Source organism: Marinobacter sp. MA, from assembly GCF_048298425.1.
In the GTDB taxonomy this organism is placed as follows: Bacteria; Pseudomonadota; Gammaproteobacteria; order Pseudomonadales; family Oleiphilaceae; genus Marinobacter; species Marinobacter salsuginis.
The window spans coordinates 217,186-243,057 of record NZ_CP103058.1 but is presented as its reverse complement, the minus strand read 5'-3'; the positions used below and the strand labels follow the sequence as shown (position 1 = coordinate 243,057).

22 protein-coding genes are annotated in these 25,872 nt (G+C 59.6%); 14 read left to right on the top strand and 8 right to left on the bottom strand.

What is annotated here, in order from left to right; all coding sequences use genetic code 11:
* Positions 1-60: 60 nt before the first annotated feature.
* The 3 genes from NUW46_RS01045 to NUW46_RS01035 form a co-directional block, all read right to left on the bottom strand.
* The gene (locus tag NUW46_RS01045; RefSeq protein WP_305965496.1) at positions 61-843 is read right to left on the bottom strand and encodes a MetQ/NlpA family ABC transporter substrate-binding protein; all 783 of its coding nucleotides are present in this window, start codon (positions 841-843) and stop codon (positions 61-63) included.
* A 188-nt stretch (positions 844-1,031) separates the two neighbouring features.
* Positions 1,032-1,697: a methionine ABC transporter permease gene (locus NUW46_RS01040; RefSeq protein ID WP_222465862.1), complete on the bottom strand. Its 666-nt coding sequence runs from the start codon at positions 1,695-1,697 to the stop codon at positions 1,032-1,034.
* Entirely contained in the window at positions 1,697-2,704 is a 1,008-nt protein-coding gene (locus tag NUW46_RS01035) for a methionine ABC transporter ATP-binding protein (protein ID WP_418141155.1), read from the bottom strand. Before NUW46_RS01035 ends, NUW46_RS01040 begins: the two co-directional genes overlap by 1 nt.
* A 214-nt stretch (positions 2,705-2,918) precedes the next feature.
* Between NUW46_RS01035 and NUW46_RS01030 the strand changes: the two genes are divergently transcribed.
* Positions 2,919-4,340 (top strand): HDOD domain-containing protein, encoded by a 1,422-nt coding sequence (locus NUW46_RS01030; RefSeq protein ID WP_418141154.1) that lies wholly within the window; start codon positions 2,919-2,921, stop codon positions 4,338-4,340.
* 36 nt (positions 4,341-4,376) lie between these two features.
* On the opposite strand, the gene NUW46_RS01025 is transcribed toward NUW46_RS01030, so the two are convergent.
* A complete protein-coding gene (locus tag NUW46_RS01025) occupies positions 4,377-4,994 on the bottom strand; it encodes a hypothetical protein (protein ID WP_053113587.1) in 618 nt (205 codons plus the stop codon).
* A gap of 130 nt (positions 4,995-5,124) precedes the next feature.
* Positions 5,125-6,612 carry an amidase gene (locus NUW46_RS01020; protein WP_136630407.1) on the bottom strand — a complete coding sequence of 496 codons (1,488 nt, stop codon included), beginning with the start codon at positions 6,610-6,612 and terminating at the stop codon, positions 5,125-5,127.
* Positions 6,613-6,664: 52 nt separating this feature from the next.
* Between NUW46_RS01020 and NUW46_RS01015 the strand changes: the two genes are divergently transcribed.
* Both NUW46_RS01015 and NUW46_RS01010 read left to right on the top strand, forming a co-directional pair.
* Positions 6,665-7,804 carry a hypothetical protein gene (locus NUW46_RS01015; protein ID WP_418141153.1) on the top strand — a complete coding sequence of 380 codons (1,140 nt, stop codon included), beginning with the start codon at positions 6,665-6,667 and terminating at the stop codon, positions 7,802-7,804.
* On the top strand, positions 7,783-8,553 hold the full coding sequence (locus NUW46_RS01010; RefSeq protein WP_305965491.1) for a sulfite exporter TauE/SafE family protein: 771 nt from the start codon (positions 7,783-7,785) through the stop codon (positions 8,551-8,553). The genes NUW46_RS01015 and NUW46_RS01010 overlap by 22 nt, the downstream gene beginning before the upstream one ends.
* Here the strand turns inward: NUW46_RS01010 and NUW46_RS01005 are convergent.
* Positions 8,536-10,878: a diguanylate cyclase domain-containing protein gene (locus NUW46_RS01005; protein ID WP_305965490.1), complete on the bottom strand. Its 2,343-nt coding sequence runs from the start codon at positions 10,876-10,878 to the stop codon at positions 8,536-8,538. The genes NUW46_RS01010 and NUW46_RS01005 overlap by 18 nt on opposite strands.
* Positions 10,879-11,065: 187 nt before the next feature.
* Between NUW46_RS01005 and NUW46_RS01000 the strand changes: the two genes are divergently transcribed.
* The 8 genes from NUW46_RS01000 (at position 11,066) to NUW46_RS00965 (ending at position 17,946) form a co-directional block, all read left to right on the top strand.
* The gene (locus NUW46_RS01000; protein ID WP_305965489.1) at positions 11,066-11,854 is read left to right on the top strand and encodes a MotA/TolQ/ExbB proton channel family protein; all 789 of its coding nucleotides are present in this window, start codon (positions 11,066-11,068) and stop codon (positions 11,852-11,854) included.
* Positions 11,841-12,236 carry an ExbD/TolR family protein gene (locus tag NUW46_RS00995; RefSeq protein WP_305965488.1) on the top strand — a complete coding sequence of 132 codons (396 nt, stop codon included), beginning with the start codon at positions 11,841-11,843 and terminating at the stop codon, positions 12,234-12,236. Before NUW46_RS01000 ends, NUW46_RS00995 begins: the two co-directional genes overlap by 14 nt.
* Positions 12,233-12,643: an ExbD/TolR family protein gene (locus NUW46_RS00990; protein ID WP_305965487.1), complete on the top strand. Its 411-nt coding sequence runs from the start codon at positions 12,233-12,235 to the stop codon at positions 12,641-12,643. Before NUW46_RS00995 ends, NUW46_RS00990 begins: the two co-directional genes overlap by 4 nt.
* Positions 12,640-13,416, top strand: coding sequence for an energy transducer TonB (locus NUW46_RS00985; RefSeq protein ID WP_305965486.1), 777 nt, complete (start codon positions 12,640-12,642; stop codon positions 13,414-13,416). Before NUW46_RS00990 ends, NUW46_RS00985 begins: the two co-directional genes overlap by 4 nt.
* A gap of 335 nt (positions 13,417-13,751) precedes the next feature.
* Complete coding sequence (locus NUW46_RS00980) at positions 13,752-14,600, top strand: formate/nitrite transporter family protein (protein WP_008176963.1); 849 nt, start codon at positions 13,752-13,754, stop codon at positions 14,598-14,600.
* A gap of 77 nt (positions 14,601-14,677) precedes the next feature.
* On the top strand, positions 14,678-16,402 hold the full coding sequence (locus NUW46_RS00975; RefSeq protein ID WP_418141152.1) for a protein kinase domain-containing protein: 1,725 nt from the start codon (positions 14,678-14,680) through the stop codon (positions 16,400-16,402).
* Between the two features lie 214 nt (positions 16,403-16,616).
* The gene (locus NUW46_RS00970) at positions 16,617-17,135 is read left to right on the top strand and encodes an Hcp family type VI secretion system effector (protein WP_008176957.1); all 519 of its coding nucleotides are present in this window, start codon (positions 16,617-16,619) and stop codon (positions 17,133-17,135) included.
* Between the two features lie 109 nt (positions 17,136-17,244).
* Positions 17,245-17,946, top strand: coding sequence for a hypothetical protein (locus NUW46_RS00965; protein ID WP_418141151.1), 702 nt, complete (start codon positions 17,245-17,247; stop codon positions 17,944-17,946).
* Here the strand turns inward: NUW46_RS00965 and NUW46_RS00960 are convergent.
* Entirely contained in the window at positions 17,930-20,575 is a 2,646-nt protein-coding gene (locus NUW46_RS00960) for a molybdopterin-dependent oxidoreductase (RefSeq protein ID WP_418141150.1), read from the bottom strand. The genes NUW46_RS00965 and NUW46_RS00960 overlap by 17 nt on opposite strands.
* A 503-nt stretch (positions 20,576-21,078) precedes the next feature.
* On the opposite strand from NUW46_RS00960, the gene NUW46_RS00955 reads away from it, so the two are divergent.
* From NUW46_RS00955 to NUW46_RS00945, 3 genes are read left to right on the top strand one after another with little or no spacing between them, the layout of a single operon-like run.
* Entirely contained in the window at positions 21,079-22,461 is a 1,383-nt protein-coding gene (locus tag NUW46_RS00955; RefSeq protein WP_418141149.1) for a CmpA/NrtA family ABC transporter substrate-binding protein, read from the top strand.
* A gap of 25 nt (positions 22,462-22,486) precedes the next feature.
* Positions 22,487-23,494, top strand: a complete 1,008-nt coding sequence (locus tag NUW46_RS00950) for an ABC transporter permease (protein ID WP_418141148.1) — start codon at positions 22,487-22,489, stop codon at positions 23,492-23,494.
* A gap of 21 nt (positions 23,495-23,515) precedes the next feature.
* Positions 23,516-24,382: an ABC transporter ATP-binding protein gene (locus NUW46_RS00945; protein ID WP_222465848.1), complete on the top strand. Its 867-nt coding sequence runs from the start codon at positions 23,516-23,518 to the stop codon at positions 24,380-24,382.
* A gap of 10 nt (positions 24,383-24,392) precedes the next feature.
* Here NUW46_RS00945 and NUW46_RS00940 read toward each other — a convergent pair whose 3' ends face one another.
* Positions 24,393-25,688 (bottom strand): nitrate- and nitrite sensing domain-containing protein, encoded by a 1,296-nt coding sequence (locus NUW46_RS00940; RefSeq protein WP_418141147.1) that lies wholly within the window; start codon positions 25,686-25,688, stop codon positions 24,393-24,395.
* Positions 25,689-25,872: the final 184 nt, after the last annotated feature.

Genomic DNA, 25,872 nt, shown 5'->3' with positions numbered 1-25,872 from the left:
GCCTTTTTTGTGGAACTGGGGCCAGATGAATGCTTTCACCCGGCCCCGATACCTCAGTAATCAGAATGCCGGAACAACGGCACCCTCATACTTCTCCATGATGAAGTCGCGAACCGCATCAGACTTCAGGGCCTCGGCCAGCTTCTGCATGGCTTCGCTGTCCTTGTTGTCCGGACGGGCTACCAGGATGTTCACATAGGGGGACTCGGAGCCCTCGATCACCAGCGCGTCTTCAGAGGGGTTCAGACCGGCTTCCAGCGCATAGTTGGTATTGATCAGCGCCAGGTCTACCTGATTCAGGATGCGGGGCAGGGTGGCAGCTTCCAGCTCCTTGAAGTCCAGGTCTTTCGGGTTATCGGCAATGTCACGGGGTGTCGCTGTGATTTTGCTCTCGTCCTTCAGGGTGATCACACCGGCCTTCTGCAGAAGCAGCAGCGCACGGCCACCGTTGGTGGGGTCGTTCGGAATGGCAACCACGGCACCTTCTTCCAGCTCGTCCAGGGAATCAATCTTGCTGGAGTAGGCGCCAAACGGCTCAACATGAACGCCAGTTACGGTTACCAGGTTAGTGCCACGGCCTTCGTTGAATTCATCCAGGTACGGCTGGTGCTGGAAGAAGTTCGCATCCATCCGCTTCTGGTCAACCTGGATGTTCGGCTGGATGTAATCGGTGAATACCTTCACGTCCAGCTCCACGCCCTGCTCAGCCAACTGTGGCTTCACGAATTCCAGGATTTCTGCGTGGGGAACCGGTGTGGCAGCTACAGAAAGTTCTTCGGCAGCAACGGCGCCTGAGAAAGTGGCAGCAGCAGCCAGTGCTGCGAGAGTTTTCTTCAGATTCATAGATCGATTCTCCTGTTGGACATCTTGAACGAATGAATTCGGGTTGGGAGTACGGCCTGCGGTCGGTCGGAGTCCCCTTCCGAAAAACGCCCGTAAATACGTCCCTGTAGGGCTCGGTCGCGCCATCCCTGGCGCTCCACGTTTTCGGAAGGAGCTTCAGACCGACCGCCAGCCTATATCCAGCTTTTCTACTTTCTACTGAAATACAGCACGAGACGGTCACCGACCATCTGCAGGATCTGGACAAAAATAACCAGTAGGGCGACTGTAATGACCATTACATCGGTCTGGAATCGTTGATAGCCGAAGCGGATAGCCAGGTCGCCCAGGCCACCGCCACCAATGACGCCGGACATGGCAGCATAGGAAACCAAAGTAATCGCGGTAACAGTAATACCGGCGATGATCCCGGGAAGCGCTTCCGGTAACAGAGCTCCGAAGATGATCTGTTTAACACTGGCGCCCATGGCCTGGGTGGCTTCGATGATTCCGCGATCAACTTCCCGCAAAGACGTTTCTACCAACCGAGCAAAGAACGGCGCGCCGCCAGCCACCAGCGGCGGGATTGCTCCGGCTACGCCCAGCGACGTGCCGATCAGCATTACTGTAAAGGGAATCATAACGATCAGCAGGATGATGAACGGCACGGAACGGAGTACGTTCACCACGAACGACAGCACCGCATAGGCCACCGGCTGTTCCAGCAGCTGGCGTTTGCCGAACAGGAACAGCAGGACACCGATGGGCAGGCCGATCAGTACGCTGAACAGCAGGGACATGCCCACCATCACCAGGGTGTCCCAGCTGGCCCAGCCGATTTCGGTCCAGTCTACATTGCTCAACAGGGCTTCCATCAGCGCAGTACCTCCACGTGAACGTCGGCAGCTTTCAGCGCCTCCATGGCCACCTCGAGATCACCGCCCACCAGTGACAGGGTCAGCTGGCCATAAGGTGTGTCCTTGATGTGGTCGATACGGCCGGAAAGGATGCTGAAATCCACGCCAGACTCCCGGGCGACGCTGCCCAGCAGCGGCTTGTAGGTGGATTCGCCCTTGAAGGTCAGGCGCAAGATGCGGCCGTCGGCCTTGCTGAGGTCTTCCTGAAGCTCCTCCCGGTCGATGCTTTCGCTCTCGAACACGAAATCGCGGGTGGTCGGGTGCTTCGGGTGCAGGAACACCTCGCTGACCGGGCCCATTTCCACCACTTCACCGGCGTCCATCACCGCCACTCGATCGCAGACCCGGCGCACCACGTCCATTTCGTGGGTGATCAGGACGATGGTAAGGCCCAGTTCACGGTTGATATCCGCCAGCAGTTTCAGGACCGACTGGGTGGTTTGCGGGTCGAGGGCGCTGGTGGCTTCGTCGCAGAGCAGGATGGTGGGCCGGCACGCCAGGGCGCGGGCAATGCCCACTCGCTGTTTCTGGCCACCGGAGAGCTGCGACGGATATTTGTTGGCATGGTCGGTGAGGCTGACTCGGGCCAACAGTTCTTCAACGCGGTCGCGGATCTCGGTCTTCGAGTAGATGCCCGCCAGCTTCATGGGGAAGGCGATGTTGTCCGCCACTGTCTTGGACGACAGCAGGTTGAAGTGCTGGAAGATCATGCCCACTTTGCGGCGAAAGGCGCGAAGCTCGGCAGCGTCGTAGTCGGTGATGTTCTCGTCGTCGATCAGAATCCGGCCGCCGGTGGGCGGTTCCAGCAGGTTGATCAGACGCACCAGCGTCGATTTACCGGCGCCAGAATGGCCAACGATGCCGAACACCTCGCCGGTTTGAATGGTCATATCGGTGGGATGCAGCGCGGGGATCGCCCGGCCGCCTACCTGATACGACTTCTGTACCTGGTCAAATACAATCACGGTCAGCGCCTTGTGGGTGCAGCGTTAAAACCGGCGATTATAGCCCAAACGGTCGGCAAACCCGAATTCCGGAATGATTCTCAGTGTGGGTAGATATCCTTACACAAACGGTTACCTGACACCGCGCAGCCTGGTGAACTAAACTTGGAAAACAAAAGAACCTTACATTTCCCCAGAGCTCTTCCAGAGACGCGCTGCCCAGAGACTCACCAACGTGACCAACGAAAAACAACCAACGCCCTCAAGGATGAACTCTACCCAGGCATGGGTTACCTACCTCAGCAAAGTCGAGTTGCCGGTACTGGCCAATACGCTTCGGCGAATCAATGAGCTGACCGACAGCAAGAACAGCACGGTTAATGAGCTTGCCAACGTCATTCTCAACGATGCCCAGCTCACCTCCCAGGTGCTACGGCTGTCCAATACCGTGTTCTATAACCAGATCCGGACCCAGGTCAGCACGGTAAGCCGCGCGATCACCCTGATCGGCTTTGACGCGGTGAAATCCATGGCCATCTCCTCACTGATCGTCGATGCCCTGCTGAAACGCAACGACCGCCCCCACCTGTTGCGCTGCCTGGCCCGGGCGATCCACGCCGCGGTTCAGGCCCGGTGCCTGATGCCCAGACGCAACGAAACTGCGCTTGAGGAAGTATTTATCGGGGCATTGTTGATGAACATTGGCGAGCTGGCGTTCTGGTCCTGCGAGACCGACCAGGCTACAGAACTGGAGGAACGCCTGCGCCTTGATGAGCCACCGGTTGAGGCGCAGAAGGCCGTGCTGCACTCAACCTTTACGGAAATCACCCGGGGGCTTGTGGATGCCTGGTCCCTGGGACCCTTTATCAAGGATGTTGTCTCGCCGGGGCAGGCCAATTCCACGGCCTCAAGCCTGGTGCGGAATTCCGTGGAGATGGCCCGGTTGTCCGAACAGGGCTGGAGCGGCCCGGACATGGACAAGGTATTGGAGCGTCTGGGCAAGGACATCGGTGAGAGCCCGGCCGTGGTCCGCGATCAACTCAAGGTGAACGCCTCGGAAGCCACCCGGGTGGCCGTTTCTCTCGGCATCCCTCAGGTCACCGCCATGATGCCTGGCGCCGACGGCAAATCAGGCGACGCCGGAGCACAGGCTCCGGACATGGATCCGGAACTTCAGTTGGAAATCCTGCGTGAACTGAGCCAGTGCCTGGCGGAGAAACCGGACATCAATGAAGTCTGTCAGCTGGTCATCGAAGGGATACACAGGGCCATTGGTATGCAGCGGGTCGCCCTGTTAATGAGTGACCGCACTGGCAACGAACTGGTGCCCCGGAAACTCGGCGGTCGCGGCACGGAGGAATGGCGCCAGCACTTTGTGATTCGGAAGGACGGCACCGGACCATTGGGTTCGCTTCTGCCCCATGCACACTGCAGCATTTTCGAGCCCAAACCGAACGCCGAGGGAGTGCCCTACGATCGCTGGCTCGGCAAAGTGCCGGCCTTGATCGGCCCGATCAAGGCCAATGGACGCCTTATCGGTCTGTTTTACGCCGACAATGCAGCCGGGACCTACACGCCCTCGAAAGAGCAGCTGTCAGCATTCGGCCACTTTATTCAAAACGCGCAGCTGTGCCTGACCCTGATGTCCACTCACTGACAGCCGGAGCCACTGGTTCCGGCTGTCAGTTCTTCTTCAGTGCAGGGCCCGCATCTGGCGCGGGTAGAGTGCGGCGCTGACTTCCGGCTCTTCCAGCAGGTCGGCCAGCTCGCGGTCTACGTTAGTCTCTTCACCTTCTTCCGGCAACGGCTCGAACAGGGTGCTCAGCCAGGAGGCTACGGAGGGTGCTTCGTCCCGTTTGTAATCGGTGGACAGCGCCTTGATCCGGCGGAAGCCGATGATGCGCTGGTGTTTGGGATCCCGAATCTGTTCAAACCCCCGCCAGTAAACGTGATCCCTGGTGTGCAGTTGCACGAACAGGGTGTCGATGGGGCCGTCTGAATCGTCGGCACCCTCGGCTTCTTCCTCAATGGCTTCCGGGGCCGCTTCGGCTTCCACTTCGGGTTTCTTGTGACGGATGGTGGTCCAGGCCGGATACAGCACGGCCACGGCATCCGCTTCAACATGCTCGCGGGCGGCGCGGAGGATCAACCCCCAGCGGGCCTTGTCGGCATCGGTTTCAAGGGAATTGATGGGCAAGTCATAGCTTTGTTCGCTGGACAGGACGATGGCCATCATGGGGGCGTCTAACTCCCCCATGGCCTCGGCCTGTGCTACTGATACCAGTTCGTCGATTGCCATCGGTTGGTTCATAATACGCTCGCCTCCTCGATGCCATCAGGGTCGTTCAGGAAGAAGGGGTCTTCCTGACTAACAGCATAGCCTGTTCCGGCTACAAAGATAAACGTGGAGTTTCCCCAGCCGAATCACAACCCCGGATACCTCAGAACGCGTCCTCAAGCCTTTCGTAGTTGCTGAACCAGGGATTGGCCTCTTCCAGTTGGCCCGCCAGCTGAAGCAGGGTCGCTTCGGCGCCGTGGGGACCGCCAAACTGGACCCCGACCGGTAAACCTTCGGCAGTCCAGTGCATCGGTACCGACATGGCAGGTGTCCCGGTCAGGTTTGCTAACTGGGTAAACGGCGTCCGGGCCAGGCTTTCCAGGGCCATCTGATCCACCTGGCCAGTACGATGAACCAGTTTGCCGGCCTTCAATTTCAGCATCAGGCGGGCAGCGAACTTGAGGTGGGCCGGCGTTTCCAGTTCGCCGATGGCGGCCGGCAACTGCCCGGTGGTCGGGCTGAGGTAGAGATCGTAACTCCCGAAAAATGCACCCAGCGCCCTGGCAAACTCGTTCCACTGCTGGCGCCGCCGGACATAGTCGGACAGCGGCATCGTCTCACCAAGCATGCCGATCAGCCGGGTATCCAGTTCGAAATCGCTGTCGGTGGCGCCGAACTGCTCTTTCGCCTTCGCCATCAGCGCCGACACTTCACCGAAATACAGGCCGAGGTAGCAGCGGGCCAGGGCCATGCCGTCGAATTCCGGCGCAGCATACTCAACCCTGTGACCCAGATTCTCGAGAACCCGGGCCGTTTCCTCCACGGCTGCAACGCACTCCGGTGCTACCTCCGTATTGTAGGGTGAAGACGTGAACACGCCGATTCTTAGCTTGCCCGGAGACCGCTGCATGAGCTCGGAGTAGGCCGCAGACGGCCCGGGAATCTCGAACGGGTCGCCCGGAGCCGGCCCACTGAGCACATCCAGCATCGCCGCACTGTCTCTCACCGTCCGGCTGACCACATGGTCGGTAGACGCACCGGTCCAGGCTTCACCCATAAAGGGGCCTGAGGAAATGCGTCCCCGGGACGGCTTGAGGCCAAACAGGCCATTGTAGGCTGCGGGAATGCGGATGGAGCCGCCGCCATCGTTGGCGCCGGCCATGGGTACAATGCCGGCCGCCACCGCCGCGCCGGAGCCGCCACTTGAGCCACCCGGGGTCAGCTCCGTGTTCCAGGGGTTGCGGGTTGGCCCCCAGAGCTCAGACTCGGTCACCGCTTTCAGACCAAACTCCGGCGTGGCGGTTCGCCCCAGGAAAACCAGCCCACCGTCCCGTGCCCGGCGGACAAATTCCGAATCCTGGGGCGCAATATTCTTTATCAGCCCCCGGCTGCCGTAGGTACACGGGTGACCCGCCTGCTCCTGGGCGAGGTCCTTGAGCAGCAGGGGCACGCCGGCAAAAACCGCCTGCTCGGGGAAGTGCTGTGCTGGCGCCTCGGAGAACTGCGGATAGCAGATCGCATTAAGTGTGCTGTTCACGCGGGTTGCCCGCTCAACCGCTGCCTCGCATACTTCCCTTGAAGTGACCTCACCCCGACGGACAAGATCAGCGAGTGCGGTAGCATCGTAACGAAGATATTCAGATTGCTTCATGGCAGGTTCCCTTTGTTATTCTGTTTTGAGGAAGGTCACGGGTATATCGTCTATGGTCAGAATTCTCAAGAGCTTACGCCAGCTTGCCGTGATTTTCATCCTGGCAGCGCCGGTTGCCGTTGCCGCCCAGGACCCGCCGTCAGCGGCCAGTGAAGACAGCGACTGGACTCGCGTGGTCCGGTCCTCGCCCTACTGGGTCAGCCAGGGGGTATTTGAAAACATCCTCACCATCCGGCGCTGGGTATTAAAAGAATCCGGCTATTGCGCCAGTGCCGAACGCCACGTCCTCTACGATATGCGGGGGCGCTTTCTGGCCTGGATCAGTGATGGCGAAGACCGCGAGGCCACCCAGCGCCTGCTGAACGCAACCCGAAAATCACTGTATGACAATGGCAAGGTGGAAGACTGGGTTGCCGGTGAGACCGGCCAGACCGGCTATCCGTTCGCCCTTTCCTGCGACCAACCCCATGTGAACGTCGACGAGGCCGTTGCCCGGTATCTTGGCACCCTGCCGGCGGACCGGATCTGGGGCGCCTGGGACGACCTCAATTTTGCCGATAGCAGTGCTCCGGAAAGCCTTCATGATGCACTGATCTACGTGTACGAGCACCGCAGCAGTCAGAACCGCCTGACTCTGCCACAAGCCTTGCCCCGCTACCTGGCTGGCCAGATCCTGATTGAGAGTGGCGCACAGGCAAGAGCCCATTCCCGGGCAAACGCCAGGGGCATCCTGCAGCTGTCACCTGCGGCTCTGTCCGACTGCCAGATTGCCCCCAACAATTTCTGGCATCGGCTGGCACAGATCGACTGCGCCCTGCGGCTGATGAACCAGAATGCCCGCAATCTGGCACCGGTTTTCGAGCAACGGTTTGGTCATCTGCCAGAAGCCAAGAGGGACCGTCTGTTCACCCTTCTATTGGTTCAGGCGTATCATGGCGGCGCCGGACGGGTTCAGGCGTTGTTGGACGATCCAGTGCTGTCGCAACCAGCGGAGTATTTTGCCGCCAACCATGAACGCTTTACCGCCGGCGATATTGCCTTCGGCCTGATTTTTCACAATCTGGGGCGGGACCGCCTCGGTCTTGCCTCGCTCTACTATGTGGCCGACGTTCAACTGGCAACCGAGGCCCTGTGTCGCACGGCCAAACTGAAATCAACGGAATTCTGCGAATGGAAGTACTCCACCAACTGATACCCGAAAGCCTGAGCCTTCCAGTCGCCGTTTTCCTGCTAGCCAGTTCCACCATCACCTCGATGATCACTGCCAGTCTCGGCGCGGGTGGCGGGGTTCTGCTGCTGGTGCTTATGGCCAGCTGGATGCCGCCCGCCGCCATTATTCCGGTTCACGGCATGATCCAGCTGGGTTCCAATGTTGGTCGGGCAGCACTGACCTGGCGACACGTGGACTGGCGGGTCATTGCCGCGTTCCTGCCCGGCGTCATGGTAGGCGCGGCCCTGGGCGCCTGGTTGCTGGTGAATCTGCCGGCCCATATCTGGCAGCTGACCATCGCCCTGTTCGTTCTCTACCTTTGCTGGGGACCGGCTCTGCCAAAAGGCGCGTTCGGGGCTCCGGGCGTGTTTGTGGCGTCGGCCTTGACCAGTTTTGTCAGCCTGTTCGTGGGCGCCACAGGGCCACTCGTTGCAGCGTTCATCAAGCAGATCCATACCGACAGATTCAAAACAGTGGCCACCTTCGCCACGGCCATGACGCTGCAGCACGCCCCCAAGGCGCTGGTATTCGGCGCCGCCGGGTTCATGTTCTTTGAATGGCTGCCGTTCATCCTTGCCATGATTGGCTGTGGCTTTGCCGGCACCTGGCTTGGTCTTCATGTGCTCCGTTCCCTGAGCAACAGCAAGTTCACGTTAATCTTTAATATCGTGCTGACCGCGCTTGCGATCCGTCTGCTGTGGCAGGCCAGTGTCTCAGCCGGCTGGTGGTGACGGGACGACGACAACCGTATTGCGCCCCCGGGATTTGGCGATGTAGCTACCCTCATCGGCCCGGGCCATGACCTCTCTCGGGCCGCTATCTTCCGGTGTCAGTTCCGTGAGACCAATGCTCGTGGTGACACCGAAGGACCGGCCGTCATGTTCAATGCGGAGCGCTTCAACATCGGCGCGAATCCGTTCCGCCAGTGCCTGGGCCCTGGCCATGCCACAAGCCGGTAGAATAATACCGAACTCATCCCCACCCAGTCTGGCCACGGTATCGGACTGGCGAACCGATTCCCTGAACAGTTCGGCGAGCCGTTTAAGCAGATCATCGCCGAGCAGGTGGCCGCCCTCATCATTGACCGGTTTGAAGTAGTCCAGGTCAATGAGCATCAACACCGAACGTGCTTCCTGGCGCCCGGCCTCGCCCAGGCAACGGACCAGCGACGCATTGAACGCGCGCCGATTCAGCAAATGGGTCAGGCTGTCGTGGGTCGCCTCCCAGGACAGCCGTTCTTCCTGACGACGGCGATCGCTGTCGTCCCTCAGCACGAAAACCAGACGCTCATCCTCTCGCCCCTGGCGAATGTGCAGCATGGTGAGGTCTATGGGGAAGGGAACGCCCAATGAGTTCCGCAAGGTGACGTAAAGGCTGTCCAGGTCATCCCCGGACAGGAACTCCTGTGCCGTCATTTCCCGCTCTTCCGTCTCGATGGTAACCAACTGGAAGAAGTTTCTAAGCACGCACTCGCCCTCGATGCCCAGCAGGCGGCAGGCAGCATCGTTGGAAAACCGGATAACCCCCTCGACATCGACCATCAGGACGCCTTCCTGAAGAACGCGGAGTATGGTTTCCGCGCGCTGCTGCTCGGTCTTGAGTGCCTCTTCCACTTCCAGCTCATGGGATATATCGCGAACGACCGTGATGGTGCCGAGAGCCTTTTCAGGCGTCTGGATTGCCGCCGTCATCACATCGGCCCAGATCACCCGATCCGGAGCCGCCAGTCTCAACCGGCCCCGGAAAACGCTCTGGCTCCTGATCGCATTCTTCCAACCGGCAATCGCCTCCTGCCGGTCGGCATTGTCCACACGATCGGCCAGGTAACTGTATGTGAGATCTTCCGCCGGTTTGCCGACGATCGCCTCGAAAGCCGGGTTGGCAAACTCGATACGGCCCAGGACGTCGGTCTGGACAATACCGATGGGCGCACTCTGGGTAAGGGAACGGAAAAATGCCTCTCTTTCTGCCAGAGACACCAGAACTTCATCACGCTCATCGGTCACCGTGTTAAAGATCTCGGCAACCTGGCGGATTTCCTTACCCCCGGCGACATCCACCGGATCGGAACGCATACCCAGGTGGCGCTCACGGATCTGGATGCCCAATGTCTTGAGCGGCGCCATCAGCCGCCGGAAACGCCACAGTGCCACGGGCGCAATCAAGAGGATGACCAGCAGCAGGATCCAAACGAAGGCATCCACCGTGCGTGTAATTGGTGCAAGGGCTTCCCGGGCAGGCCAGGAGGCGGAAACAAACCAGGGCACCTGGGTGAGCTGCTGCACCGACATGATGGTCTTTTCACCATTACTGTTGCGGGTCTCCAAGGTGCCCTCGAACCCCTCCATCGCATCCCGGAGTACAGGATTCGCAACCCGCACCGGCGCCATGGGCTGGTGGTCCCGCTGGTCAACCACCACAAAACCACTGCGGGTTGCCACACCGAGATAGCCGGTCGTTCCTATACGGATGTTAATGAACTGATCCAGAAAATTGTTGCCATCCAGCGCGATGGCACCACCAATCACACCAATGAAACGCTGACGGTGGTCGAAAATCGGCGCAGCCACCATGATGGCCGGCTTTTCCTGATAGTGAGAGATGTAGGGCTCGCTGATCACCGGGGTGAGCGTGGAGGAAATCCGCTGAAAATACTCCCGGTTACTGACATCCAGTCCCGCCTGCCGGTAATCTTCGGGATTCTCGGCTATGACCAGACCGTTTTCATCGATCAGGTAAACCGCATCGAACAGATGCTCCAGGGCTGTTTGGCGGCGGATCAGGATCCGGGCCCTGGTGTTGAGAACATCACCGGACATGGTGAGATTCTGGGCTACGTGGTTGAGTGCCTCCAGTCGCAGGGCCAACTTGTCGTCCAGCTCCCCTGCAATAAGCGTGGCAATCGTTTCCACCTGGTTACGGGCCTGCTGCTCCAGCTCGGAGCGGCTCAGCAGGAAACCGGCAACGGTTACCAGCAGGGCCGTCAGGATGATCGCAACAACCACCAGGGCAACTGCCCGATTCGCCAGGCTACCCAACCATTTCCTGATCATCATGACTTCCAGGCCCCGCAGCGGGTTCGACAACCGGTAATGATCTGACCTCCGTTTTTTCTTTCTTTTTACAACTCTTACATTTAACTCAATTCTAACAGAGGGCTTTGTGAAGTCAGGTTACACGCTTGCAAATTCAATGATAATCGTTATTATTTAGTTCCATTTTTGCACATTGAGAACTCTTCGCATGACGGACCTCACTTTGCCCCTGAATGCCGGCCCGATCACCCAACTTATTGATATGGGTGGCCCTGTCATGATTGTTCTGGTGGTGCTTGCCGTCATTGGCTTCGTTACCTTCGTGTATCTGATGCTTCTCGGGGCCCTCTATGCACCGCGTTTGTCTGGCCGGCTTAAACAAACCGTAATGAACTGGCAGAAGGATCCGGCGTCAGTCCGACCGTCCGAGGTTCGACATCAGGCCGGACGATGGGGGCAGATGAATCCGCTGCAGCGGCTTGTCACCGATACGATTGAGGCCATTCAGAACGGCCAGGATGATCGCCAGATTCGGGAAACCGCCGCGCGGGATGCGCAACATTCTCTCGAGCCGTTCGAGGCACCCCTCAAGATTATTGAAGTCATCGCAGCCCTGGCGCCACTGCTCGGTCTGCTGGGAACCGTGCTCGGCATGATGGAAGCTTTCAGCGCCATGGCGGCTACCGAAGGCCGGGCCAACGCTACCCAGCTCAGTGGCGGCATCTATGAGGCGCTGACCACCACGGCGGCGGGCCTGGTTGTCGCCATACCCTTTGCCGCCCTGGCTGCCTGGATCGAGTTCCGACTGCGGCGCATCCACAAGACCATCAACAGCACCCTGGTTTCAGTTCTGCATATCGTGCCGGAGCAGACTCTGGAGGCCGCAGACACGTCGTACCAGTCTCCAGCGCAACAGCTTGATACGGAGACAGCCAGCGAGGAGTCTGATCGCTATTCAACCGTCCGGGGTCAGCGATTCGCCCATGCAACTGGTTGAACCGAGACCAAGTCGTCCCATTCCGATCCGGATTACGCCTCTGATTGATGTGGTGTTCATACTTCTGGTGTTCTTTATGCTGACCACCCGGCTACTCCCCGTGGATTACCTGGAGCTGGCCAACAACACCTCGAACCGCAGCCCGATCACTGGCGAGCCGCTGCCCGAGCTGACAGTCACTGCCAATGGCAAGGTACAGTGGCAGGGACAAGCCATGGCCCTCGACCAGCTCATGACCGAGCTGGGCAACGCCGGTATTACCGAAGTGAACCTCGCGACCACCGGCGACACCCCCCTGGGAGCCTTCACCGGGGTGTTAAGTGGGTTGGCTGACCAGGGTATCGACAGCCACTGGAAGCGGACGAACGCAACAACACCATGAGCGATCTGGTTCCACCTCCGTTTACCTCCGGCAAAACCTTGATGGAACGTGTGGAAGATGCACTTCTGCCGTTGATCAACCTTGTGTTTCTGCTGCTCATGTTTTTCATTGTTGCCGGCCAACTGACCGATGACCCACTTCCGGAATTGCCCGGCACGCAGCAGGCGGAGGACCGGCAGTCGCCGCACGCGGACATGATTGTCAGTGCCGAGGGCGAGTGGAAAGTGAACGGCGAGCTACTCGACAGGGACTCCCTGGTTGCCAGACTGCCAAAACCTGGCGAAGAGCAGCCCCTGAAAATCGCCGCTGCAGAACGAATCACCATGGCGGACCTGGAGACACTGTTACGGTTGCTTGAGGAAGCCGGATACAAGGATATTCTGTTGTTGACGGAGCCTGGCCAATGATGCCGCAACAACCGCCCTTCCGGTGGGCACTCTTGCTGCTGGCATTCATGATCACTCTTGTCGCCCTGGTGTTCGCGTCTCCCGAAAAGACGGTGGAGCTCAACACTTTGGGCGAATCCGCGGACAATACGGCGCCCGCTATTCGCATAAAGCTGGCCGGTGAAACCGCGCCGAAACCCGAGGCTGCGCCAAAGGCAGAACCCGAACCCCAACCGGAACCCAAACCAGTACCAGAACCAGAACCTGAACCAAAACCAGAGCTGGAGCCAGAGCCAGAACCTGAACCTGAACCTGAACCTGAACCTGAACCTGAGCCTGAACCTGAGCCGAAACCTGAGCCAGCGCCGGAACCTCAGCCGGTAGCGGAACCCACGCCCGAGCCAGAGACCGCCGAAGCGCAAGCACCGAGCGGTGAGCCGGCAGAAACCGCAACGGAGCAACAATCGCAGGCGACCGTTCCATTGCAGAACGCTGGCGTCAAATCAGAAGTGGACAATTACCTGTCCAGACTCAGCCGCCACCTTGCCCGGTATTATGAATATCCCCGACGGGCAAGGCGCCTGGGTCAGGAAGGCACTCCTGTCATAGTGTTCGAATTCCAGAGGGATGGCTCGCTGATCGCCCACAGCCTGAGAACCAGCTCCGGACACCAGCTTCTGGACGAGTCGGCACTGGCCATGCTGGAGCAGGCAGCACCTCTGCCTGAGGTACCCGACGAGATTGCCGGACAAAAATTCCGCTACGCCTTGCCAGTGCGCTTCAGCCTTCGCTGAGCCTCGCCATGGCTGCGCCAGGTTGCAGCAGCCTTAACCATTCACGCACCGATCGGGTGCGTCGGATCAGCAATCGCGTCTTCACCCGCTTCGCGCGACATCCCTCTCAGAACGTTACCCTTTTGATTTATATCCGTTTTCCCCGGCAGACCGCCAAGCTGGCACAGTCTCTGCACCCACTCGGTTAGCGGAACCAATGTCGGTTCTGCTCACAGCGACAGATTCATTCAGACGACGGCGTCTACTCGCACCTGCAAATTGCAGGCACCGGGTACCGCCGTTTTTTTTGGCCGCTTGAAAAGTCCGGCCATCCGAGAGAAGTCAGGGGAAACATTATGTCTTACATCGTGCCTTCGGAGTTCGTCACCAAAATGGTCGACGCCGGCGAATCCAAGATCTACATGTCAACGCGGGACACACTGATTCGGGCCTTTATGGCGGGCGCCATTCTGGCGCTGGCTGCCGCGTTTGCCATTACCGTAGCGGTCGAGACCGGCGTGTTCCTGATCGGCGCCATCCTGTTCCCGATCGGCTTTTGCATGCTTTACCTGATGGGCTTCGACCTGCTGACCGGCGTGTTCATGCTCACGCCCCTTGCATTGCTTGATAAACGCCCCGGAGTGACCCCGGCAGCCATACTGCGCAACTGGGGTTGGGTATTCCTTGGCAACCTGGGCGGCGCACTGACCGTCGCCTTCATGATGGCGTTTATCTTCACCTACGGTTTCAATACCGATCCCGGTGCCGTTGGCGCGAAGATCGCCAGTGTTGGTGAAGCGCGCACGCTTGGCTACGCGGAGTTCGGTGCTGCCGGCTGGGCCACCATTTTCATTCGCGGCATGCTGTGCAACTGGATGGTCTCCATGGGCGTGGTTGGCGCCATGATTTCCACCAGCGTCAGTGGCAAGGTACTGGCTATGTGGATGCCCATCATGCTGTTCTTCTTCATGGGTTTCGAGCACTCCATCGTGAACATGTTCCTGTTCCCGTCTGCCATCATCATGGGCGGCGAGTTCTCGGTGATGGACTACCTGTGGTGGAACGAGATTCCCACCGTTCTGGGTAACCTGGTTGGCGGCCTCGCCTTTACCGGCCTGACCCTCTACACCACCCATGTGCGCACCGCGCCCAAGCGCAAGGTTGCGGAAACCTACAACGACGCTGCCCTGGCCCGTACCAACTGAGTCGGGGCGTCCTGCAACTCCGGCTGCCGCACCCGCCGGAGTTGCGCTTTCCTTGATCGAGGAAATGCCGTTTCCCAATGACCAGCTCCCTTTCCATTTCCGCCGGCCAGTACTCCGACGCTGGCGTCAAACCAGTCAACCAGGACTTCCACGGTTTACTGGTGCCAAAGGGCCACCAGCTGATCACCAAAGGCATCGCCGTTGCCATCGCCGACGGCATCAGCTCCAGCAATGTCAGCCAGATTGCCAGCGAGTCCGCCGTCGCGGGTTTCCTCAGCGACTACTTTTCCACTCCGGAAAGCTGGTCGGTGAAACAGTCCGCCCAACGGGTGCTGCTCGCAACCAATGCCTGGCTTCATGCCCAGACCCGGCAAAGCCAATACCGCTATGACCGCGACCGAGGCTATGTCTGTACCCTGAGCGTGATGGTGCTCAGGTCCGCCACCGCACATCTGTTTCATATCGGCGACACCCGCATCTACCGGGTTCACCACGACCAACTTGAACAGCTCAGCACCGATCACCGGCTCTGGCTCTCCCCGGAAGAGAGCTGCCTGACCCGGGCCATGGGCATTGGCCATCAACTGGATATCGATTATCGAAGCCTGCCGATCCAGCCCGGCGATACCTTTTTGCTGGCGACCGACGGCATCCATGAGCACCTGGATGAGCGAACCATGGCCGGTATCATCCGGGAATCTGGCGATGATCTGGACGCTGCCGCCCGCCGGTTGGCAGCTCAGGCCCTCGAACAGGGCAGTGATGACAACCTGACCGCCCAGATCATCCGGGTGAACTCGGTTCCCGCGGTTCCGGAAAGCAGCGAGCTGTTTCACCAGCTGGCCCAGCTGCCCTTTGCGCCGGAACTTCAGCCGGGCCAACATCTGGACGGTTACCGGATTCTGAGACAGATTCACGCCAGCAGCCGCAGCCATGTCTACCTGGCGGTGGATGAGGAAACCGATACCCGGGTGGTGCTGAAGATGCCCTCACTGGAACAGAGACACGATCCGGTCTACCTGGAACAGTTTTCCACCGAGCAGTGGATTGCCAGGCGAATCAGCAGCGCTCATGTCGCAAGACCGTTCCAGTCCAGCCAACGACCCAGCTTTCTCTACCAGGCCACAGAGTTCGTGGAAGGCTGTACCTTGCGGCAATGGATGCTGGACAACCCGGCTCCGACACTTGATACCGTGCGTGATCTCGTTGAGCAGATTGGTAAAGGCTTGAGGGCATTCCACCGGCTTGAAATGGTGCACCAGGACCTGAAGCCGGAAAACGTGCTGGTGGATCCCCATGGCACTGTCACGCTGATTGATTTCGGTGCCACCCGGGTCGCCGGCCTTGAGGACTCTGAGATCGGCGAACAGGCGGTTCCTCGGGGGGCCGCCCTTTACAGTGCCCCTGAGACCTTTCTCGGCGAGCCCGGCAGCTGGCTATCAGACCAGTTCTCCCTGGGCGTGATTACCTACCAGTTGCTCACCGGCCAGCTTCCCTATGGCGCGGAAGTACCGAAAATCCATAGCCGGAACCAGCTTCGCGGGCTGAACTACCGGCCCGCGAGACACTTACGTGAGAATCTTCCCGCCTGGGTCGACGATACAATTGAAAAAGCGGTTCACCCTCAGGCCCACAGACGTTACCCGGCGCTCTCGGAATACCTGTACAACCTGCGACACCCATCCGTCGACTGGCACAAGCGTCATCGGCCGCCGTTAATGGAGCGCAATTCCGTGGCCTTCTGGCAGGGTGTATCCGCGTTATTGCTCCTGGCGTTGCTGGCAGCCCTCGGCCTGGGCTGAAGCGGGTATTGCCCGAGCAAGTTTTTGCCCCACCAGCAATCCTTCGCCCGGCGTTCGGGCGCGCGGTTGCCTGGCCCGCCGGGGACATCTCCGAGAAAAAAGATAACCCACTGTTTTAAAAACTATTTCCTCTTCTGGCACAGGCTTTGTAATGAAAGTCCGCGTCCAGGGAACACCCGGGGACACTATTCATTCACAAGTCATGGAGCAGACTATGCCAACTCCTTGTTATATCAGCATCGAAGGCCAGACCCAGGGCAACATCACCGCCGGCGCATTCACGTCCGATTCTGTCGGTAACATCTACGTGGAAGGCCACGAAGACGAAGTGCTGGTGCAGGAATTCAGCCACGTTGTTACCGTACCGACCGATCCCCAGTCCGGTCAGCCATCCGGTCAGCGCGTGCACAAGCCGTTCAAGTTCACCTCCGCCCTGAACAAGGCCACCCCGCTGATGTACAACGCCCTCGCCTCCGGCGAGATGCTGCCCAAGGTCGAGCTGAAGTGGTACCGCACCTCCGTTGAGGGCAAGCAGGAGCACTTCTTCTCCACCATCCTCGAAGATGCCACCATCATCGACATCAACTGCAACATGCCCCACTGCCAGGATGCCGGCAACGCCGACTTCACCCAGCTGGTGACCGTTTCCCTGTCCTACCGCAAGGTAACCTGGGAGCACGCCGTTGCCGGTACTTCCGGTGCTGATGACTGGCGTTCGCCGATCGAGGCCTGATAACCCGGTGCTTGCCAATCAACGGCCGGTTTTACCGGCCGTTGCTGTTTTTACCCCAGCCCGAGCAAGAGGTATCATCGCAACAGTCCTCACCCTTACTGTGCGATCCATGGACAACAACGACATTCTGCAACTTGGCAAACTGATGTGCACCGTCACCCGGGACTGGCTCTGGCAATCGGCGGAGCAGTGGGTCCAAGAACGCAATCCGGGCAGCGTCCTGCATTGCCGGGTCGGATCAGGCCAGGCCACCTACCACCGTTACGATTCTCGCGATCGACAGCATGTGATTACCTACGGCGCCCGCATGATTGCCGCCAAGCACCAGCCGGAGACGGCCAGCGGCTGGCTGTCAGGCCGCGAGATCCGGAAACGGGGGTACTTTGGTGGCGAACTGAGCACCCTGAATCTGCTGGCGCACACCTGCTGCCATGAGTTTGCGCATCTCCTGCAGCAAAGTGCCGGTCAGCGGTATCGGGGATCGGTGCACAACCGCCATTTCTACACCATTCTTGATGAGCTGCACGAGAGCGGGGCTGCGCAAACTACCCGTAAGGCCCTGGCAGAAGGGGCAAGGGACCAGGGCCTGACGTTACCGGATACGCCGTTCGAACCTGTGGACACAAGGCAACAGATGGCCCACTGGCAGGTGGGAGATACCGTACGATTCGGTACCGGCCGGCGGGAACTGCACGGGCAGATTGTCCGGGTCAATCGCAAGACCTGTACCGTGGACGGTATCGGGCACTCAAAAGGAGTTCGTTACAGGGTCCCCGTGCAGATGTTGAGCCCGCTTACACCGCCTCGGTAGCCGAATCGAGGAGGCTCCGGATCTCTGGCACACAGGAACCGCAGTTGGTGCCACACTGAAGCTCTCGACCCAGAGCATCAACGCTGTTGGCTCCCCGCCCGATTGCCCGCTGAATCTGTCGGTCCCCGACCTGGAAACAGCTGCAAACCAGGTTGCCTGCATCATCCCCATCCACGGCCTTTGCCGCCAGCAGGCCACGCCTACTCGCCTCGTCAAGCTCTGGCTGGCTAAAGCAGCTGACCAGCCAGTCCACCGATGGCAGAGCGTCCGGGTCACGATCCACCAAGAGCACAGCCTCCAACTGGCCATTGCGCAAGCGCGCGGCCCGGAAGCGGCCTTCGCGGACATCCTCCATCACCAGCTGCGGCTGGCCGCCGAGCCAGTCCGGCACAGCACTTTCCCAATCCATGCAGCACTGCCCGGCAACGAACCAGCTATCGCAATCGGGCAGGACCTGTTTGGCCCAGTAGTCTGCCTTCCAGCGTTTCGGACGATCCCGTCGCACCAGCAAACGTCCATGCCAGCGGGCAGGCCAGTGGGTAAGGGTGGCACGACCGTGCTTGGCCTCCGGTTGCCCGGATATCGGGTCCACCAGGCTGTCAGTAAGCGCTGTAGCCAGACCCTGCCCGGTGAACTGATCGTTCCAGTGGATTGGCACAAACACCTCGCCACGTCGCTGCTCCGGCGCACTGCGCACCCGGCCGACAAAGGGCCCATGGGCACTGTTCAGTGTCGCCAATGCCCCGGGCGTGAGGGAAAGCGCCCGAATATCCTCGGGATGTACTTCAATGAACGGTTCGGGGCGGTGGGCCAGCAACCGGCTGGACCGGGCTGTCCGGGTCATGGTGTGCCACTGGTCCCGGATACGGCCCGTATTCACGATCAACGGAAACGCTTCACCTGGATTTCCGGCCGGTAATCGAGAGGCAATCGGGATCAGGCGGGCTCGACCGGTGGCGGTAGCAAACCGACCGTCAGTGAACAGTCGCCTGGAATCGGAGGTTGGCCCGGTAACCGGCCACTGCACAGGCTCCATGGCCTCGTATTGTTCGTCGGTCAGATCCGCCAACCCGGATATATTGAAAAAACGTTGACCGTCGTTCTCGAACCCCGACAACCGGGCATGTTCCCGGAAAATGTCCGCAGGACGCTCATAGTCAAACCCCGCCTGGTGTCCCAGGGCGCGGGCCACCGCACTGACTATCCACCAGTCCGGCCGGGCCTCTCCGGGCAGCGGCAGAAAGCGCCGTTGACGGGAAATGCAGCGTTCGGAATTGGTAACCGTGCCGTCTTTCTCACCCCAACCCGCCGCCGGCAACAGGATGTCCGCATGGCTGGCGGTGTCCGTATTCCTGACGCAGTCCGACACAATGACAGTGGGGCACAGGTCCAGGGCCCGCCGGATACGATGGGTCTCCGGCAAACTGACCGCAGGGTTGGTGGCCATGATCCACAACACCTTGATGTCACCCCGCTCAACCGCATCGAACAGGTCGACGGCTTTCATGCCCGGCCCATCCGCGACCGCCTCCGTCTCCCAGAACCGGGCCACGCGGTCCCGTGCACCCGGACTGTCGTAGTCCATATGGGCGGCAAGGGTATTGGCCAGCCCGCCAACTTCCCGGCCTCCCATGGCATTGGGTTGGCCGGTCAGGGAAAAGGGGCTGGCGCCTGGTTTGCCCACCCGGCCTGTAGCCAGATGGCAGTTGATAATGGCGTTGCCTTTATCCGTGCCGGCTGAAGACTGGTTGATGCCCTGGGAGAACGCCGTCACCGTGCGCTGCTCTTCTGCGAACCATCGGTAGAAGGTGATGACATCTTCGACCGGCAGTTCACAGACCCTGGACACCGCATCGGGCGAGGGGGCCGCAGATCTGGCAGCGCTGAGGCTGGCGTCAAATCCCTCGCAGTGGTGCGCGAGGTAACCTTGATCGAGAGCCTGGTGATCCGCCAGCCAGACCAGCAGACCATTGAACAGCACGGTATCTGTCCCAGGACGGAGAGCAAGGTGGAGATCCGCCAGGTCACTGGTCGCGGTCTTGCGCGGATCAATCACCACGACCCGGCGGCCGGGTCGCTTGGAAGCCTGCATTCGTTGATAAAGCACCGGATGCGCCCAGGCGGCATTGCTGCCCGCCAGCACTAACAGGTCGGCCAGCTCCAGGTCCTCATAACAGCCGGGAACCAGATCTCCGCCAAAGGCCCGTTTGTGAGCAGCAACAGCAGACGACATACACAGGCGGGAATTTGTATCCACGTTGGGCGTTCGGATAAACCCCTTGGCCAGTTTGTTGGCCACGTAATAGTCCTCCGTCAATAACTGACCCGAAAGATATAAGGCCACTGAACCAGGCCCATGAAGAGCCACGGATTCACGAATCTGCCGGGCCACTTCCGCCACCGCCTCCGGCCAGGTGCTTTCTCGACCATGAACAACGGGACTCAGTAATCTTTCATCCGGAGTCAGAGTCTCGTGCAAGGCGGAGCCCTTCACGCACAGGCGGCCCAGGTTCGCTGGATGAGTCTCATCCCCCCGCGTTGCAGACGGCGCCGCATTCACTCCACAACCCACGCCACAATATGGACAGGTGGTTTTAACCGTTGCCGGTCTCTGGTTGATACCGGTCACAGGATCTCCTCGCGTTTCATAAAAAAAGCCCGCCAATCCGGATGCCTTGAAAGTGCATCTGGGGCGGGCTTCTTTGCCAATGGAATTACGTTGTCGTGAACAGTCGCATTTACGACTGCAATAAAAGGGCCATTCGGATCACGGGGGAAGGTGGCGGATGTCAGATACCGGATAAGGCGGCTCTCAACGATCCCGTCCCCCTCATCAACGTGACAGAGGTTCCCGGCCAACCAACAACTCCGGTATCAAAGTGGTGCAAAACCGCTCGCCCACGCACTAAAACCAGACTTGTAACCACAGCCCATTCCCGCCGCTCAGTGAAAACGCCCCTCTAACTCACTGATTTAAGGTGCAACTCCGATCTGGCACGCCCCGTGCAAGACCTGAATCAGAGACGCGCGTTACGACTCAACAGAAAACTGATCCCCAGGCACAGGCGCCTGCTTTCCGGCAACGGAGAGCGGGCGTTTTTGCGTTTGGGCCACACAGAATGAGGTATATCCATGTCCACAGTTACACGACAAACCACCCGCTGGCTGACTCGAATTCTGCTAACAGCCACTTTCTGGACCGTCAGCACGGTGACTCAGGCGGAGATTGGTCCAGCCGAGAAGCCAGACCTCAAGCTCGGCTTTATCAAACTGACCGATATGGCGCCCCTGGCAATTGCCTGGGAACAGGGCTTCTTTATGGACGAAGGCCTTTTCGTGGAACTTGAAGCGCAGGCGAACTGGAAGGTGCTGCTGGACCGGGTCATTACCGGAGAACTGGATGGCGCCCATATGCTTGCTGGCCAGCCTCTTGGCGCCTCCATCGGCTACGGCACCCGGGCCGATATCATCACGGCCTTCAGCATGGATCTGAACGGCAATGGCATCACGGTTTCAAACGATGTCTGGAACACCATGAGCCAGCACATCCCCGACAATGCCGACGGCAGGCCCGAACACCCCATTAGCGCCAGCGCGCTGCGGCCGGTCGTGGAAGCAGCCCGGGATCGGGGCGAACGGTTCCGGATGGGCATGGTGTTTCCCGTGTCCACCCATAATTACGAGCTTCGCTACTGGCTGGCGGCCGGTGGACTGAATCCCGGCTACTACGCGCCCCAACGAGGCGACACCAGCGGCACCCTGGAAGCCGACGTGCATCTGTCCGTAACGCCACCGCCGCAGATGCCCGCCACCATGGAGGCGGGCACTATCCAGGGCTACTGCGTGGGTGAGCCGTGGAATCAGCAAGCGGTTTTCATGGGCATCGGCGTGCCGGTGATCACCGATTACGAGATCTGGCCGAATAACCCGGAAAAGGTCTTTGGGGTTACCCGGCAGTGGGCCGAAGACTATCCCAACACCCACCTGCGACTTTTGCGCGCCATGATTCGGGCCGCACATTGGCTCGATGAGAACAACAACGCCAACCGGGAAGAGGCCGTAAAAATCCTGGCCCGGCCCAGCTACGTGGGTGCCGATGAGGCGGTGATCGCCAACTCCATGACCGGCACCTTCGAGTATGAAAAAGGCGACATTCGCGAGGTTCCGGACTTCAATGTCTTCTTCCGGTATCACGCCACCTACCCCTATCCGTCCGATGCCATCTGGTACCTCACCCAGATGCGCCGTTGGGGCCAGATACCCGAGGCCAAGCCAGACGACTGGTATATGGAAACCGCAGCCCGGGTTTACCGTGCGGACATCTACGAGCAGGCGGCCCGTTCACTCATTGCAGACGGCACTTTGAAGGCGTCGGACTTCCCGGATTTCGAGACCGAAAACTTCCAGCGCCCAAATCAGGGTGAGCTGATTGACGGTGTCGCATTTACACCCCGAACACCCAACGCCTACATCGACAGTTTCGACATCGGCCTGAAAGGTTCGCAAACCCCGTAAGCGGGTTAGCAAGGAGATTTTAACCATGACTACGATCACTTCGGCCAGAAACACACCCCAGCCGCCGCGCTGGCTGGGCCAGAGACTCAAGTCCATCGGTGCATCGCTGACACCCGCTCAGCTCGCCACTACCGGGCGCCAGATGCTGCTGCCATTGATAGGGATCCTGGTGTTTATCGGTTTCTGGCACATGGCCGCACCACAGGTGGATACCTCCCTGGGAAGTTTTCCGGGCCCCGCACAGGTCTGGGAACAAGCGGGACAGCTCTGGCAGGAGCACGCCAACCAGCGCGAACGGGCCGACAAGTTCATTGCCATGCAGGAAGAGCGGAACGCCCGCATTCTGGCAGACAATCCAGAAGCTGAGGTCAAGATCCGAAGCTACCCGGGCGCACCAACCTTTCCCGATCAGATCATAACCAGCCTGATCACGGTTTTGGCCGGATTCATCGTGGCCACTGCCATCGCCGTGCCCCTGGGCATCGTGGTGGGGCTGAACCGCCAATTCCAGGCGGCGGTCAACCCGCTGATCCAGGTGTTCAAACCGGTTTCGCCGCTGGCCTGGCTGCCACTGGTGACCATGGTGGTCTCGGCGACCTATGTGAGCGATGACCCGATGTTCGAGAAGTCCTTCCTGACCTCCATGATCACGGTCACCCTGTGCAGCCTGTGGCCCACGCTGATCAATACCAGCGTTGGTGTGGCTGCGGTCAATCCGGACCTGCTGAACGTGTCCCGAGTTCTGCGACTGTCCTTTTGGACCCATGTCCGCAAGGTGGTGTTGCCGTCTTCAGTACCGATGATTTTCACCGGTCTGCGTGTATCACTTGGCATCGCCTGGATGGTGCTGATCGCGGCCGAGATGCTGGCCCAGAGTCCCGGGTTGGGCAAGTTCGTGTGGGATGAATTCCAGAACGGCAGCAGCCAGTCCCTGAGTCGGATTATGGTGGCGGTTCTGGCCATCGGTTTTATCGGGTTTGTGCTGGACCGGGTGATGCTCCTGATTCAACGCAAAGTAGCGTGGAACGAATAAATTTCTGGATGGGAGAGTGACATGAGCAAAACACATTTGGAGCTGACCGGCGTCGAAATGGCGTTCGATACACCCAAGGGGGCATTTATCGCCCTGGACAACATCAATCTGAAAATAAAGAAAGGGGAGTTTGTTTCCCTGATCGGGCACTCGGGCTGCGGCAAGTCTACCGTCCTCAACATTGTCGCCGGACTGCTTCAGGCCACGAAGGGCGGTTGTGTACTGGATGGCCATGAGGTGAATTCGCCGGGGCCGGAACGAGCGGTGGTGTTTCAGAACCATGCGCTGATGCCCTGGCTGACGGTGTACGAGAACGTTGAGCTGGCAGTACAGCAGGTGTTTCGGAAATCCATGGGCAAGCAGGAGCGGCGTGACTGGATTCATCACAATCTGGAACTGGTGAACATGGCCCACGCGGCAGACAAGCGACCGGGTGAGGTATCCGGTGGCATGGCCCAGCGGGTGGGCATTGCCCGGGCGCTGGCCATGAAACCCAGTGTTCTGCTGATGGACGAGCCGTTCGGCGCGCTGGATGCTCTGACGCGGGCCCACTTGCAGGACTCACTGATGGAGATTCAGCAGGAGTTGAACAACACGGTCATCATGATCACCCACGACGTGGACGAGGCGGTATTGCTGTCAGACCGGATCATCATGATGACCAACGGGCCCGAGGCTACCGTGGGCGAGGATCTTTACATTGATCTGCCCCGGCCGCGCAACCGGGTGACTCTGGCGGACAACCCGGAGTACGTTCATTACCGGCAGGAAGTACTGCGTTTCCTTTACGAGAAACAGCGCAAGCTGGAACACATCTCTTCACGCCGTCCGGAAAGGCCGGAAGCCTCCGACGACAAACAACCGAAGGCCCGCGCTGCCAGAGCCTAGGACTGTTCCATCACTTCAGCACGTCCGCCATGGATACCAGGGCCCGGGCTACCTCGGGCAATTTTCGGCCCTGGTCCATGGCCAGTTTTCGCAATACCCGGTGAGCTTCGTCGTTGCTGATCCTGCGATGTTCCATCAGCAGCAGCACGGCTTTTTCCTGGGTTTTGCGGTCCTCCAGCGCTTCCCTGGCACTTTGCAGCTCATCGGTCATCTGCTGGAGTCGCCGGGTTTGCTCCTGAACCAGGTCGAAGATAGAACGGCCAAACTGCTGGCCGACACCATCGCTGGCCCAGGATTCGCCGGCCTGTTGGTCGCTTCCGGAATCGCACAGTACCAACATGGGTTGGGACGAAGGTTCCTGGGCACCCAGGGAGGCAACCAGGGTTTCCTGGTGGGCCAGCGAGTTTCTGGCGTCGGCAAAACGCTCGGTGCAGCGGGCGTGAAAGCAGCCCTCTACGGAATCCTCTATCGTTTTGAGTTCATCCATCCGCTCGGACATGAGCCTGAACCATTCATCGGCCAGTGCCGGATCCAGATCTTTATAACGACCAATGGCAGTGCCTCGCTGACGAAGCCTTTCAATCTCCGCCTCACGAGGGTTTTCGCGCAGTTTTTCCCACAGATCCAGGGAACCGTCATCGGCAAAGCTGTTAAACACCTCAAAACAGCGCTCTTGCGCCTCAATCAGGTGCGCCATGCGCTCTGACAGTGCACGATCAAACCGGCCACTGGAAAACCCCGCCGAACCGACAGCCCGCTCCTGCCCACAAAACTCTTTGCCGTTCATCAGGTGTACCATGGCTACCAGAAGCCCGGCTATGGTGGGGTCAACGGCGGTATCCGCAGCCTCAAAGACCACCGCAATCAGGTTGTGGATCAGGGTGCTGTAATCCTCGGTGGCAGAGGCCGCCGTGACTTTCCGGGCAACCACACACCGCCGAAGTTCCGGCAGCCCCTCAAGGCCGTGAAGGGCACTCGCAAGCTGGTTAAGCAGGCGACTACTGACTGGATGCGCCGTCAGTTCCTCGTGAATCTCGGCAAGGGCCTGCTCGAACTCCGAACGGAGCCGATCCGACCTCGCGACCAGGTGTTTCCGCTCCTGGGCAAATTTTTCGCCGGAAGAACCAAGAAACACGTTAGAGGCACCCCGCTCGCACTGCAGTGCATGTACCAGATTGCTGATGCACTGCACCAGTTTGCCCATCTGCAGGAAGTACTGGAGATTCATCAACTCGCAGCTTTTCGAGGCAATCAGGTAGTCACCTGCCGAGGGCGATTTAGGGGCAGGGGCACGTTTGGTGTTCATGACAGACTCCGGAGGCAGACCGCCTCAATTACGACAATCGAGTTCAGGCCGGTTGTCCTTGTAACCAGCCTCATACCCCCTGCTCAGCAATTACCGCGCCACCGCATCTGGCCCAAAACCGTGCAATCCGCCCCGTCGCAGGGCAGCTTTCGCCTTCTCACAGTGCCCGGAGCAAACCCGTAAA

Excerpts from the sequence above, each read along its gene's own strand:
- NUW46_RS00965 (WP_418141151.1), top strand. The coding sequence starts at position 17,245 with ATGGACAACAACGACATTCTGCAACTTGGCAAACTGATGTGCACCGTC.
- NUW46_RS00990 (WP_305965487.1), top strand. The coding sequence starts at position 12,233 with ATGAGCGATCTGGTTCCACCTCCGTTTACCTCCGGCAAAACCTTGATG.
- NUW46_RS00955 (WP_418141149.1), top strand. The coding sequence starts at position 21,079 with ATGTCCACAGTTACACGACAAACCACCCGCTGGCTGACTCGAATTCTG.
- NUW46_RS01020 (WP_136630407.1), bottom strand. The coding sequence starts at position 6,612 with ATGAAGCAATCTGAATATCTTCGTTACGATGCTACCGCACTCGCTGAT.
- NUW46_RS01015 (WP_418141153.1), top strand. The coding sequence starts at position 6,665 with ATGGTCAGAATTCTCAAGAGCTTACGCCAGCTTGCCGTGATTTTCATC.
- NUW46_RS00950 (WP_418141148.1), top strand. The coding sequence starts at position 22,487 with ATGACTACGATCACTTCGGCCAGAAACACACCCCAGCCGCCGCGCTGG.
- NUW46_RS00980 (WP_008176963.1), top strand. The coding sequence starts at position 13,752 with ATGTCTTACATCGTGCCTTCGGAGTTCGTCACCAAAATGGTCGACGCC.
- NUW46_RS01025 (WP_053113587.1), bottom strand. The coding sequence starts at position 4,994 with ATGAACCAACCGATGGCAATCGACGAACTGGTATCAGTAGCACAGGCC.
- NUW46_RS01000 (WP_305965489.1), top strand. The coding sequence starts at position 11,066 with ATGACGGACCTCACTTTGCCCCTGAATGCCGGCCCGATCACCCAACTT.
- NUW46_RS01045 (WP_305965496.1), bottom strand. The coding sequence starts at position 843 with ATGAATCTGAAGAAAACTCTCGCAGCACTGGCTGCTGCTGCCACTTTC.
- NUW46_RS00945 (WP_222465848.1), top strand. The coding sequence starts at position 23,516 with ATGAGCAAAACACATTTGGAGCTGACCGGCGTCGAAATGGCGTTCGAT.
- NUW46_RS00995 (WP_305965488.1), top strand. The coding sequence starts at position 11,841 with ATGCAACTGGTTGAACCGAGACCAAGTCGTCCCATTCCGATCCGGATT.
- NUW46_RS01040 (WP_222465862.1), bottom strand. The coding sequence starts at position 1,697 with ATGGAAGCCCTGTTGAGCAATGTAGACTGGACCGAAATCGGCTGGGCC.
- NUW46_RS00970 (WP_008176957.1), top strand. The coding sequence starts at position 16,617 with ATGCCAACTCCTTGTTATATCAGCATCGAAGGCCAGACCCAGGGCAAC.
- NUW46_RS01010 (WP_305965491.1), top strand. The coding sequence starts at position 7,783 with ATGGAAGTACTCCACCAACTGATACCCGAAAGCCTGAGCCTTCCAGTC.
- NUW46_RS00985 (WP_305965486.1), top strand. The coding sequence starts at position 12,640 with ATGATGCCGCAACAACCGCCCTTCCGGTGGGCACTCTTGCTGCTGGCA.
- NUW46_RS00940 (WP_418141147.1), bottom strand. The coding sequence starts at position 25,688 with ATGAACACCAAACGTGCCCCTGCCCCTAAATCGCCCTCGGCAGGTGAC.
- NUW46_RS00975 (WP_418141152.1), top strand. The coding sequence starts at position 14,678 with ATGACCAGCTCCCTTTCCATTTCCGCCGGCCAGTACTCCGACGCTGGC.
- NUW46_RS01005 (WP_305965490.1), bottom strand. The coding sequence starts at position 10,878 with ATGATGATCAGGAAATGGTTGGGTAGCCTGGCGAATCGGGCAGTTGCC.